The sequence below is a fragment of the Caballeronia sp. LZ003 genome (assembly GCF_031451465.1).
Taxonomy (GTDB): Bacteria; Pseudomonadota; Gammaproteobacteria; order Burkholderiales; family Burkholderiaceae; genus Caballeronia.
Genome location: NZ_JARUXJ010000004.1, coordinates 902,736 through 915,199 on the forward strand (window position 1 = coordinate 902,736; position 12,464 = coordinate 915,199).

Here is a 12,464-nt window from a genome sequence, read left to right on the forward strand (position 1 = left end):
TCTCGAAGGCGGGTCGGTGAGTCGCCTTCGGTGCCCTATGGTAGTGGCAACGTACCAACGAGATAATGACGCGAAAATGGCGATTTCGTCATCTTGCGTGAAATGAAAGGCGTGTGTAATCCTAAGCGCTCGAAAGGAAAGCCGGCAGCGCGCAATGGAAGGTGAACGTAATCGGAAAGTACGTCGATGCATCGCGCGAAAGGCAATGCGAGTACCGCAGTGAGACGGCGCGGGATCGCTTCAATTCAGCGGAAGCCGCGCTGGCCTCGTTCGGAATGGCGTGACTGTTGAATGACGTTATTGCGGAGTCTGGCCGAGCGGCGTGGTCGTCATGGTCGGTTGTCCCGACGCGGACGAGCCTTCCGACGATGCGCCATACGACGGGTTCGAGACCTTCTGTTCGGCGGCCTGGATATCGTTCGGGTAAAACGCATCGCGCTCCGACGGGTTGTAGCCGGCTTGTTCGACCTTGACGAGATCCTGTCTGACCTGTGCACGGGTGAGTCCTTCGCTTTGAGCAAAGGCGGCAAGTGGCGCTGCGGCCAACGTAACGATAGCGATGCGAGCGAGTAGTTTCATGGCGAACTCCCTGAAAAGTTAAGGACGATTCGCGGCGTGCGGTTTCGTGGTTTCGAGCGTCATGAAGCTCGTTACACCCACCACCGCCACGGCACCGATTCTATGTCTCGCACCGTGACGAGATGCTGGCGGTCAAATGGCGCTTTGGTCAGATTGAAGCGGGCGCTGTCACAAACGTTTTCGCCTGTGGCGGCAAGCGCCCGATGATAGACTCGCGAGCTTCGAGCGTCCTGTAAGACAAAGGCATGGTTCGTTTCAGTGACGCTCGCTTTCGTTCAAACATCTTTCGTTCAAACATCGACACCGGGACCGTCAATTGCCGTTCAAGCTGCCGACCACGGCCACCGCGCCATTCTGTCCGTCTGAAGTCAAAGGCTCCGTCGCCGTCGCGCCTGGCGCGTCGTTCTGGAAAAAGCTGCTGCAGTTCGCGGGGCCGGGGCTGCTCATCTCCATCGGTTATATGGACCCGGGCAATTGGGCCACCGATATCGAAGCCGGATCGCGCTATGGCTACGACCTGCTTTTCGTGGTCGTGCTTTCGAGCCTTGCGGCGATGGTGCTGCAATGTCTGTCGATGCGCCTCGGCATTGTCACCGGACGCGATCTCGCGCAGCTATCACGCGAACGCTACGCAAAGCCCGTCGCTCATGCGCAATGGGCGCTCGCCGAACTCTCGATCATCGCGTGCGATCTCGCCGAAGTGCTCGGCGGTGCGCTCGCGTTTCACTTGCTATTCGGCTGCTCGCTGATGTGGGGCGTGATCTTCACCGCGTTCGATACGCTCATCGTGCTCGGTCTCAAGGGCAAGAACTTTCGCGATCTCGAAGCCATCATGCTGGGTTTGATTGCGACCATCGGGCTTGGTTATATTGTCGAGCTCGTGCTCGTGAAGCCGCATTGGGCTTCGGTCGCCGCAGGTCTCGTGCCTTCGATCAGCCTCTTCTCGCAGCGCGAGCCGCTGTATCTCGCCATCGGCATTCTCGGGGCAACCGTGATGCCGCATAACCTCTATCTGCATTCGTCGATCGTGCAAACGCGCGTGGTTCAGCGCGATAAGAAGAGCCTGGCGTCGGCGATCGGCTTGTCGCGCATCGACACTATCGTCGCGCTCGTGCTTGCGTTGCTCATCAACGCGGCAATTCTGATTCTCGCGGCATCGGCGTTTCATGCGACAGGGCATACCCAAGTCACCGAGATCGAAGATGCCTACAAGCTGCTGGCGCCTATCGTCGGCACCGGGCTGGCCGCGGTTCTATTCGCGGTGACGCTATTCGCTTCGGGACAAAGCTCGACGTTTACCGGCACCATCGCGGGCCAAGTCATCATGGAAGGCTTCCTGCACTTGAAGATTCCGTGCTATCAGCGGCGTTTCATCACGCGTGCGCTCGCGCTCGTGCCCGCGCTGATCGGCGTGTATGCGATGGGCAACGGCGCGGTCGGCAAGCTGCTGGTCGCGAGTCAGGTCGTGCTGAGCCTGCAATTACCGTTTGCATTGTGGCCGCTCATTCGCATGACGAGCGATCGGACGCTGATGGGCGAGTTCGCCAATGCCATGACCACGAAGCTGCTGGCGTGGCTCTTGTTCGTCGTGATCAGCGTGGCGAATGTGTGGCTCGTCGTGCAGACCGTGAGCGACTGGCTTTCCTGAGCGCACAAAAGAAAGCGCCATGCACGCGTGATTCGTGCATGGCGCATCTGTCGATGAAGGCTGGAGGTTACTTGACCACCGCTGCCGGTGCGGTCGATTTCGCCGCCACGGCCGCCGGAATCGCGGTTTCGGGAGGCAAGGTCTGATCCACCGTCGTGCGGCCGCCATCGCGGAAGAATGCCTGTTCCGCAGCCTTGTTCAGCACGAGAATACTGATACGGCGGTTGGTCGGTTCGTCGGCAACGTCCTTATTGAGCGGCAGTGCATCGGCGAGACCGCGCACCTGAAGAATCTTGCTTTCCTTCATGCCGCCGCTGACCAGCGCCCGGCGCGCGGAGTTGGCACGCTCGCTCGACAGCTCCCAGTTCGAGTAGCCCGTCTGATTGCCGGAATAGGGCACGGCGTCCGTGTGACCGGCGATAGACACGCGGTTATCGACGTCATTCAACGACGCGCCGATATTCGTGAGAATCGTCGTCACGTAGCTTTCGAGCTTGAAGCTGCCCGACGCGAACATGGGCCGCTTGAGCGAATCGACAATCTCGATACGCAAGCCTTCGCTCGTGATCGCGATCCGAATCTGATCCTTGAACGCTTTCAGTGCAGGCGTCTGTTCGATCAGCGCTTGCAGCTTCTGCTTCAGTTGCTGCAGGCGCTGCATGTCGTCCGCGGCGACGGCGGCACGCGCGATTTGTGGCGGCACTGGCTGCGTCTGGCTCTTCTTGCCTTCGCCGGGACGCGTGCTCGACAGATCGCGTCCGCCGCCTGGAATCACGCTCGTGTGCGCGGATGCGCCGCCGTCGTTGCCGAAGAGCGCGGAGAGCGGTGTGTTGAAGTAGTCCTCGATGCCTTCCTTGTCGTACTTCGACGTGGAGCCCAGCAGCCACATCAAGAGAAAGAAGGCCATCATCGCGGTGACGAAGTCGGCGTAAGCAATCTTCCATGCGCCGCCATGATGACCGTGTCCGTGCGCCTTCTTCTTGCGGCGCACGATGATGGTCGGCGCGAGCACGGATTGCAGCGGATCGCGTGAAGGTTTCTCAGCCATGAACGTGTTTTCCGGTAATGAGCGCGAGCGGCTTTAGGCGGACTTCGGCATCTTGGTGGCGCGCACGGCGTCGTCCAGTTCCTTGAAACTCGGACGGTCCGCCGTGAAGAGCACCTTGCGGCCGAACTCGACGGCGATGGTCGGCGCGTAGCCGTTCATCGACGCGAGCAACACGGACTTCACGCACTGGAACGGCTTGGCTTCGGCCGCGCCCTTTGCGTTGAGCAAGTCAGCGAGCGGTCCGAAGAAACCGTATGCGAGCAGAATGCCGAGGAAGGTTCCGACGAGCGCACCCGCGATCATCTCGCCGAGCACGGCGGGCGCGGCGCCGACCGAGCCCATGGTGTGCACCACGCCCATCACCGCCGCGACGATACCGAACGCCGGCAAGCCGTCCGCCATCTTCTGAATTGCGTTGCCGGCAATCGCGCTTTCGGTGTGATGCGTTTCGAGTTCTTCGTCCATCAGGTCCTGCATTTCCATCGCGTTGACGTTGCCTGCGGACATCATGCGCAGATAGTCGACGATGAATTCGAGCAGATGATGATCGTTCATCACGTGTTCGTACTTCTGGAACACGGGGCTGGCTTCGGGAGCATCGACGTCGGCTTCGAGCGCCATCATCCCTTCCTTGCGGGCCTTTTGCAGCAGCTCATAGAGCAGCGCGATCAGCGCAAGGTATTTCTCTTTCGTGTAGGCGCCGCCCTTAAAGGCCTTCGGCAGACCTTGCAAGGTCTTCTTGAGCGTTGCGGTCGGATTGGACACGACGAACGCGCCGATTGCCGCCCCGAAAATACACAGCAACTCGAACGGCTGAACCAGCGCCGCCAGATGCCCGCCGACGCCGATAAAACTCCCGATCACCGAACCGATGACCACTACCCAACCGATAATGACAAACATGATCTCTCCGCAAGAAGTCAGGGCGTCGCGAGCACTGCGAGCTCGACATGAGACACGCACGGCACGCGAAACTTTATTGGCTTGTTGATGGCTTTTAACGGCGCGGACCACCCGAGATTTAGGGTTACGCGCGCAAAGATTTCTGCGCAATGGTTTGCGAGGTAAATGTTACGACGGCATTCGACGCAACTTTGACCGGTCATTACGCGTCAGGTAATGGATCGCGGATGGACGAATCGACTAACATCGGCGGCATGAATTCGACTTTTGCGTTCGTTGCATCGAGTGTCGCGCCGCCCGCGACGGTCGGCGCGCTGTTGCGTGAATGGCGCCAGAAACGGCGCATGAGCCAGCTCGACCTGGCTGGCGATGCTGAGGTATCGACGCGTCATCTGAGTTTCATCGAATCAGGGCGATCGTTGCCGAGCCGCGAGATGCTCATGCGCCTGGCCGAGCAACTCGATGTGCCGCTGCGCGAGCGCAATACGCTTCTGATGGCGGCGGGTTATGCGCCGCTATATCGCGAACGCCCGTTCGCCGATCCGCAACTCGATGCCGCGCGCCGTGCCGTCGAACTCGTGCTCAAGGGACACGAGCCGTATCCGGCGTTGGCCGTCGATCGTCACTGGACGATGATTGCTGGCAACGCCGCCGTGTCGGCGCTGGTTGCGCTCGCGGCGGATGCGTCGCTAATCGCCCCGCCCGTGAACGTGCTGCGCTTGTCGCTGCATCCGCAAGGCTTGGCTCACGCAATCGAGAATTGGCACGAATGGCGCGCGCATCTACTGGCGCGTGTGCGTCGGCAGATCGAGGTTTCTGGAGACGCCACGCTCGCTGCGCTGCTCGTGGAACTCGAGGCTTATCCAACGCCGCCGCATGCCGGCAAGGCGAGGAGTGCCGAACTCGATCCCGTGGTCGTGCCGCTGCGCCTCTTGACGCCGCACGGCACACTGTCGTTTCTGAGCACGACGACGGTATTCGGCACGCCGGTGGACATCACGCTATCCGAGTTGGCGATCGAGGCCTTTTTTCCCGCCGACGAATTTACGGCTACTGCGCTCGCGGAGATGTCGTTGCGCTCACGGCCATCAGCTTACAAAATTGAACCTGACGACGCGGCGCGAATCAATGAATGAGCACGCGGCGTTTTAGCGAAGCGGCTAACCATGGCTTTTGTCCAACCAACGCGGAAGACAGCGATGATTCAAACATTCGAACAAGTAATCGGCGGGCAAAGCATGCAGTTCTGCGCGAGTATCGCGGACGGCGGCGGTCCCCGGCGCGTCATCATCAGCCGGGCGGATTCGGCGGAATCGCTCGTGATCGTGGAGGCGGGCGGCATTATCGGTGCCATCAAAGCGGAAGTCGAGGCGCCGGATACGTTCGTCGCGGATGCCGTGAAGCGGGCGCAGGAGGAAGGCTTGATCGAGCGCGCCCTGCAGACGGGTGCCGTGCAAACTACGAATTTGTAATTCTGGTTTAGACGGCAACAACGCCCGCGCGGCGATCTTCGGTCGCGCGGGCGTTGTGCTTTCTGTGTTTGGATGATAGTGCGAGCCACATAGCGCGCTGCTTAGGCTCTCGGCCTGCCGTCTCTGCGGTCAGTTAGGCGTGACCTCGACCGGCGCCGGCATTCAGCGGAGTCGCGCGATCCATTTCACGAAAGCAGCGCGGATCGAACAACGCGCGCCTTCAAAGGCGCGGCTGCCCATTCCTCGGATCGGCGGGAACGAGTGGCGTCGCTGAATCCGGGCCATCGGGCATGTCCGGATCGTCGGGGTTCGGCGCCGCGTCGGGGTCGAGCAGCTTGTCCGGGTCCGGTTCCATCGGCTCTTCGGGTGAGCGGGGCATCGTCGACATGATCAGGTGTTCTCCAGAGTATGCAGTTCGTGTGTGACCGGCACGGTTTCGTCGATGCCGGGCGTCCCTCATGCGTCTGCAACGCGCGTTCCCGAGTCTCGTCGCATTATTCCGTCGCCTGCCGTGCCGCGCTCATCGGGCGATTGCCACGCGCATCGCGCACGAGAAACCCGCTGAAGCAAGCGCAGACTAGAAGCGCGACGGATATGCCCGCCGACCAGCGCACCGCATCGACGATCTGCGCCGTTGCCGCGCCGCCTTCGCCATGTCCCGCGAGCGCGCCGAATGCCGCCACGCCGATTGCTCCCGCCGCCTGCCGCGCCGTATTCAGTACTGCGGACGCCGTGCCCGCGCGCTCCTGACCGACCGTGCCGAGAAGCGCGGTGGTCATTGCCGGAACCGCGACGCCCATGCCGGTTGGAATCAGGAGGAACGGCACGATGAGCGCGAGCGTGGGCGTGTGGGCATCGACGAAAACGAGCGCCGCGAAACCGGCGGCGTCGATGAGCGCGCCGGCGATCATCGGCGCACGCGAGCCGAAACGCGCGACGACCGGTCCGCTCGCCAGATTCGACAGCAGAAAGCCGCCCGTCAGCGGCAGAAAAGCGAGACCGGTCTGCAAGGGCGTATGTCCGAGCACGCGCTGCAAATACAGACTCAGCACGAACACCATCCCATAGTAGGTAAGATTCACGCCGATACCGAACACCACCGCCGCGCTGAAGGTGCGATCCTTGAAGAGCGCGAGCGGCAGCATCGGCGAACGTGTGCGGCCTTCGATCACGACGAACGACGCGCCCGCCAGCAACGCCAGCGCAACCCCGCCGAGCACGAGCGGATGCGTGAGTCCGAGCGGCCGCATCTCGATGACCGCGCCGACGAGCGCCGTGAGCGCGATCACGGCAAGCGCCTGACCGGGCAGGTCGATACCGCGCGCGCCGCGACCGCTTCCAGGTTGCGCGGGTGTTTCGAGCACCCACGCGAACGTCGCCGCTATGCCCGCCGCGCAGATCGGCACGTTCACCCAGAAGATGCTGCGCCAGCCGAACGCCGCGATCAGCACACCGCCGACGATCGGCCCGGCCGCGATCGAAATCGAGCCCGCAGCCGTCCACAGACCCACCGCGCGCGCCCGCAAACGCGGATCGTGACCGCAGGCTGCGTTGAGCAGCGCGAGCGAATTGGGCAGCATCGCCGCCGCGCCGATTCCTTGCAGCGCGCGGGCCGCGATCAACTGCGGGGCATCGCGCGAGAACGCGCACGCGAGCGACGCCAGCGCGAACAAGGCGAGCCCGCCCGCAAACAGCCGCCGCGCGCCGATGCGATCGCCGAGCGAGCCGGCGGAAAGCATCAGCGCGGAAAAGGCGAGCGCGTAGCTATCGATGGTCCATTGCAGACTCGCGACGTTCGCGTGCAGGTCGTGACCGATGCTCGCCAGCGCCACATTGACGATGGATACATCGAGTTGCGAGACGACGAAGCCGACGCTGGTGGCGGCAACGATGAGCACCTGACGCGCGCTCAGGCGCGCCGTTTTGGGATCGAGATCGAGGTTCGAGTTCATGCCCTCAATGCTAGACGCGGCGCGCGCTCGATGTTTCAGGCACGGGTGAAACGTGGCGGTTCAGGTCGCAAAAAGCGCACTCACGGGGAGTGCGCGTTGCGTGATCGGATCAGGCCCGCCGTTCAGGCCTCGACCGCCGCTTCCCGGATAAACAGCGTAGTCACCGCGCCCACCGCGCACAGCGCGCAGACGTAGATCACGGGTGCCATCGGACTGGATTTCATCATCAGCGAAACGACGATCGGCGTGAGTCCGCCGAAAACGGCATATGCGACGTTATACGAAAACGAAATGCCCGAAAAGCGAATGGCGGGCGGAAACGCTTTCACCATGACGAACGGAATTGCGCCGATCACGCCAACCGTGAAGCCCGCGCACGCGTACCACGGCAAGAGCACGGAAGTATCGAGCGAAATTTGCCGGAACAGCAGGTAATACGACACGCCGAGCGCAATCGCGCCGATCAAAATCGTCCTGCCCGCGCCGATGCGCCCCGCAATCGCGCCCGCCAGCACGCAACCGATGGTCAAGAACAGCGTCGCCACGCAATTGGCCGCGAGCACGGTCGCCGGCGCGATGTGGAATTGCTTCTGCAGAAGCGTCGGCGTCATCAGAATGACCACGACGATAGCCGCGGAAAGCATCCACGTGAGCAGCATCGACACGATCACGGCGCGGCCATGATCGCGCAGCACGGCTTTGAGCGGAATCTCGGCGGCAAGCGACTTGCGCTTTTGCAGTTCGGCGAACACGGGCGTTTCATGCAGCCAGCGTCGCAGATACACCGAGCACAGCCCGAACAATCCGCCGAGCAGGAACGGCAGACGCCACGCGAAGTCCGCGACTTGCGCCGGCACGAAGCTCTTGTTGATCGCGGTCGCGACCAGCGAACCGAGCAGAATCCCGGCCGTCAGTCCCGCCGTGAGCGTGCCGCACGCGTAGCCGACATGACGACTCGGCACGTGCTCCGACACGAAAACCCACGCGCCAGGCACTTCGCCGCCGACGGCCGCGCCTTGCATCACGCGAAAGAGGAGCAGCAGAACGGGCGCCATCATGCCAATCGAAGCGTAAGTGGGCAGCAGGCCCATCAGGAGCGTCGGCACCGACATCAGCAGCACGGAGAGCGTGAACATGCGCTTGCGGCCGAGCAGATCGCCGAAATGCGCCATGACGATACCGCCCAGCGGCCGGGCAAGATAACCCGCCGCGAAGATGCCGAAAGTCTGCAGTTGCCGCAGCCAGTCAGGAATCGTGGCGGGAAAGAACAGCTGGCCGATCACGGGCGCGAAGAACACGAAAATGATGAAGTCGTAGAACTCGAGAGCACCGCCAAGTGCGGCGAGGGTGAGCGTTTTATAGTCGCCGCGCGTGAGACGGCGGCCCGCGGCGCTCGTGGTGTCCGAGGCGCCGGGCAGAGGTGTTGCGTGCATCGAAAAAAGAACCCGTAAATGAAAAGAGCCGCGCACGTGTCGGGACGTGCCGCGCAAGAAGAGGCGTTGTCCTGCGGCTTTTCAAGACGCGCCGGGTGAGCGCGAATCAAGGACCGGATGATGAGCCCGACGGACGCGTTGTCGTATCGCGCCCGGCGGCCGCGCTGCGCGAACGACTCGGAGTCGCGCGGCAGCGTTCCTTTGCGAGGCATCGGTAAGAGCTCGCAAACGGGGACGTTCAAGCCAGACGCGCGATGTTACAGGATGAAAGGCCACCTCCGGCAGAACGGCCGATCTATTTTCGAGATGGTTGTGCATGCGACACGGTGTCGAAATCGTCACATGCGTTGACAAATTCGGATGAGTCCGATGGGAAAGGGAAACAGGTCTGCCCAGAATGCCGCCTGTATTTAACCGTCTCAGTCTGTAACGAGACGTCCTGCGGTGCCCGTTCGACAAGGCATCTGCTTATTGCCCCTCAGACTCATCAGGCCAGACCCTATGCGCGTCGCCGTTTTGCAAACCGACCCAAGTTATAGAAATCTCATCAGCGACGTCGTCAAGCGGCTTGGTCACGCGTGCGTGACCTTTGGCGACGGCCTTCAGTTGTCCAAGGCGCTCTCGCGTTCCACGGTCGATCTGCTCATTCTCGATTGGAATTCATCCGGTCTGTGCGGTCTCGACCTGCTCAAATCCGTGCGCTCCAGTTTCGGCGAGCGCGTGCCGGTCATGTTCGCCACGCCCGACGGCGCCGAACACAACGTCGTTTGCGCGTTGACGGCAGGCGCGGACGATTACGTCGTTTATCCGGTGCGCCCGGGCGAATTCGGCGCGCGCATCGAAGCGCTGATCCGCCGGGCGTATCCAACCACGTCGAGCGCTTGCCTCGAAGTCGGGCCGTATCGCTTCGACTCGCGTCAGCAAGCCGTCACGGTGCGCGGCCGTCCGGTGCAGTTGAGCGGCACGCAATTCCGCCTCGCCCAGTTGTTCTTCTCGAATATCGGTCGCGTGCTGTCGCGCGATCATATTTTCGCGATGGTCTGGGGTCGCGAGTTCCGCGAAACCACGCGCACTATCGACAGTCACGTGTCGCGTCTGCGTCTGGCGCTGGAAATCGAGCCGGTCAATCACTTCCGCCTGCAGCCGGTGTACAAGAGCGGTTATCGCCTGTTGCATCTGTATGGCGATGGCGAGGAAACCGGCGACGAGCGCGTCGAACCCGAGCATGCCCGTATTGCTGCTTAAGAGCACCAAGTAAAAATGCCGTCGCGAGACGGCATTTTTGCGTTTGCCTTGAAAGACTCACGCTTTCACATAATGGATTCCGTCGCGAGACGGCATCGCTGTGATCGGCGAAATTAGAACCGCGGCAATTCAGGCCGCGTTTCGATACTTCGCCGGATCAGCGCTTCGATCTCCTTGCGTTCGTCGCCGGCAAGCGGAAGTCGCGGCGGGCGTACCGGCTCCGTGCCAAGGCCGACGATCGTTTCCGCGAGCTTGATGTTCTGCACGAGCTTGTGCGACACGTCGAGCGCGAGCAGTGGCGCGAACCAGCGGTAAATCGCGCGCGCTTCCTCCATGCGTCCCGCCTGCAAAAGCTTGTAGATCGCCACGGTCTCGCGCGGAAAAGCGCACACGAGGCCAGCCACCCAACCGTGCGCGCCCATCAGCATGGCTTCCATCGCCAGATTGTCGACGCCGCAAAAGAGCGCATAGCGGTCGCCGACTTCGTTGATCAGGTCGGTGATGCGCCGTACGTCGCCGCTGGATTCCTTGATCGCCGCGAATTTGCTGTCTTCGGCCAGTTCCGCGAACATGCGCGGCGTGACATCGACGCCATACGCGAGCGGATTGTTGTAGACCATGATCGGCAGCGGACTTGCATCCGCGACCATGCGGAAATGGTTGAGCGTCTCGCGCCGATCCGACATATAGCGCAGACCCGGCAGCACCATGTAGCCCTTCGCGCCCCGGCTCGCCGCGCGCGCCGCCTGGCGGCAGCCGTCGAGCGTGCTGTTTTCCGCGATGGTCAGCAGTACCGGCACGCGTTCGCGCGCCGCGTCCACGGCGATATCGAGCACGTCGAGCTTTTCGTCGAGCGAAAGCGTCGAAGCTTCGCCGAGCGAGCCGCACACGATGATGCCGTCCACGCCAGCCTCGATCTGCGCTTCGATGTTCTTCTTCGTCCACGCGCTGTCTATGCTGAAATCGGCGTTGAACTTGGTGGTGACGGCGGGCATCACGCCTTCCCAGATATGCGACATGGCGGCTCTCCGAAAATGTTTGAACGCTGTGCAGTTTAAGCACGGCAAAACAAGGCGTCTTGCGCGTTTCGCGCGCGGCGCGTGCCGATTTCGGCACAGCGCGCGCGGGCTCCGGCGAGCGTCATCGGGCGAGGGCGGGTTATGCCGATATCGTCATCGAAATCGCGTAGCCGCTCCAAGACGCCTGCCGCGCGCATTTTTAGGATAGGCGGCATGAAAACCATCGACATCATCGATTCGCATACGGGCGGCGAGCCGACCCGCCTCGTCACCGCGGGTGGTCCGGACTTGGGCGACGGCACACTCGCGCAACGGCTGGAGACGTTTCGCACGCGTTTCGACGACTGGCGCCGCGCCATCGTCACCGAGCCGCGCGGCTCCGACGTCATGGTCGGCGCGCTTCTCTGCGCGCCCGACGACCCCACCGCGACTGCGGGCGTCGTCTTCTTCAACAACGTCGGCTATCTCGGCATGTGCGGGCACGGGACCATCGGGCTCGTGGCGTCGCTGGTACATGCGGGACGGATAGCGGCGGGGCGGCATCGCATCGATACGCCCGTCGGTCCCGTCGATGCCACGCTCAATCCGAACGGCAGCGTCAGCGTGCGCAATGTGCCGGCATACCGGCATCGGCGCGCGGTGACGGTGGATGTGCCCGGCTACGGTCCGCTCACGGGCGATGTCGCGTGGGGCGGCAACTGGTTTTTCCTCGTCGCGGACCACGGACGCACGCTCGACGGCGCGCGTATCGCGGAGTTGACGGCATTTTCCGATGCGATTCGCGAAGCGCTGCAGGCGCAGGGCATAACGGGCGCGGCGGGAGCGTACATCGACCATATCGAACTGTTCGCGGATTCGCCTTCGACGGGCATCGACAGCCGCAGCTTCGTGCTGTGCCCAGGCAGCGCGTACGACCGGTCGCCGTGCGGCACCGGCACGAGCGCGAAGCTCGCGTGTCTCGCGGCGGACGGATTGCTCGCGCCGGGCGAAATTTGGCGGCAGGAAAGCATCATCGGCAGCGTGTTCGAGGCGAGTTACGAGCACGCGCAAGGCGAGATCGTGCCGACGATCACCGGCTTTGCGCACGTCATGGGCGAAGGGCGGCTCGTGTTCGACGAGCGCGATCCGTTCGCGCGCGGCATTCCGGCGAGCGTTGCCGCGTGAC

12 protein-coding genes are annotated in these 12,464 nt (G+C 62.6%); 5 read left to right on the plus strand and 7 right to left on the minus strand.

Translation table 11 applies throughout. The features are described from left to right. Positions 1-297: 297 nt before the first annotated feature. Positions 298-579 (minus strand): DUF4148 domain-containing protein, encoded by a 282-nt coding sequence (locus QCE79_RS28215; protein ID WP_244828483.1) that lies wholly within the window; start codon positions 577-579, stop codon positions 298-300. 316 nt (positions 580-895) lie between these two features. Between QCE79_RS28215 and QCE79_RS28220 the strand changes: the two genes are divergently transcribed. Beyond that, complete coding sequence (locus QCE79_RS28220) at positions 896-2,227, plus strand: Nramp family divalent metal transporter (RefSeq protein ID WP_250493246.1); 1,332 nt, start codon at positions 896-898, stop codon at positions 2,225-2,227. Positions 2,228-2,294: 67 nt separating this feature from the next. On the opposite strand, the gene motB is transcribed toward QCE79_RS28220, so the two are convergent. Then, positions 2,295-3,275, minus strand: coding sequence for a flagellar motor protein MotB (gene motB / locus QCE79_RS28225; RefSeq protein ID WP_244828478.1), 981 nt, complete (start codon positions 3,273-3,275; stop codon positions 2,295-2,297). A 33-nt stretch (positions 3,276-3,308) separates the two neighbouring features. Continuing rightward, entirely contained in the window at positions 3,309-4,178 is an 870-nt protein-coding gene (gene motA / locus QCE79_RS28230) for a flagellar motor stator protein MotA (RefSeq protein ID WP_244828477.1), read from the minus strand. 254 nt (positions 4,179-4,432) lie between these two features. Between motA and QCE79_RS28235 the strand changes: the two genes are divergently transcribed. Continuing rightward, the gene (locus QCE79_RS28235) at positions 4,433-5,314 is read left to right on the plus strand and encodes a helix-turn-helix transcriptional regulator (RefSeq protein ID WP_309850630.1); all 882 of its coding nucleotides are present in this window, start codon (positions 4,433-4,435) and stop codon (positions 5,312-5,314) included. Between the two features lie 63 nt (positions 5,315-5,377). After that, complete coding sequence (locus tag QCE79_RS28240) at positions 5,378-5,650, plus strand: hypothetical protein (protein WP_244828475.1); 273 nt, start codon at positions 5,378-5,380, stop codon at positions 5,648-5,650. Between the two features lie 220 nt (positions 5,651-5,870). Here the strand turns inward: QCE79_RS28240 and QCE79_RS28245 are convergent, their stop codons facing one another. From QCE79_RS28245 to QCE79_RS28255, 3 genes are all read right to left on the minus strand, one after another. Continuing rightward, positions 5,871-6,038: a hypothetical protein gene (locus tag QCE79_RS28245; protein ID WP_244828474.1), complete on the minus strand. Its 168-nt coding sequence runs from the start codon at positions 6,036-6,038 to the stop codon at positions 5,871-5,873. Between the two features lie 106 nt (positions 6,039-6,144). Further along, positions 6,145-7,602 (minus strand): MFS transporter, encoded by a 1,458-nt coding sequence (locus tag QCE79_RS28250; RefSeq protein WP_309849542.1) that lies wholly within the window; start codon positions 7,600-7,602, stop codon positions 6,145-6,147. Positions 7,603-7,724: 122 nt separating this feature from the next. Next, complete coding sequence (locus tag QCE79_RS28255; RefSeq protein ID WP_309849544.1) at positions 7,725-9,035, minus strand: MFS transporter; 1,311 nt, start codon at positions 9,033-9,035, stop codon at positions 7,725-7,727. A gap of 501 nt (positions 9,036-9,536) precedes the next feature. Between QCE79_RS28255 and QCE79_RS28260 the strand changes: the two genes are divergently transcribed. Then, a complete protein-coding gene (locus QCE79_RS28260) occupies positions 9,537-10,280 on the plus strand; it encodes a response regulator transcription factor (RefSeq protein WP_250466750.1) in 744 nt (247 codons plus the stop codon). A gap of 113 nt (positions 10,281-10,393) precedes the next feature. Here the strand turns inward: QCE79_RS28260 and QCE79_RS28265 are convergent, their stop codons facing one another. Continuing rightward, entirely contained in the window at positions 10,394-11,299 is a 906-nt protein-coding gene (locus tag QCE79_RS28265) for a dihydrodipicolinate synthase family protein (RefSeq protein ID WP_309849546.1), read from the minus strand. 213 nt (positions 11,300-11,512) lie between these two features. On the opposite strand from QCE79_RS28265, the gene QCE79_RS28270 reads away from it, so the two are divergent. Then, the gene (locus QCE79_RS28270) at positions 11,513-12,463 is read left to right on the plus strand and encodes a 4-hydroxyproline epimerase (RefSeq protein WP_404989426.1); all 951 of its coding nucleotides are present in this window, start codon (positions 11,513-11,515) and stop codon (positions 12,461-12,463) included. Position 12,464 lies beyond the last annotated feature (1 nt).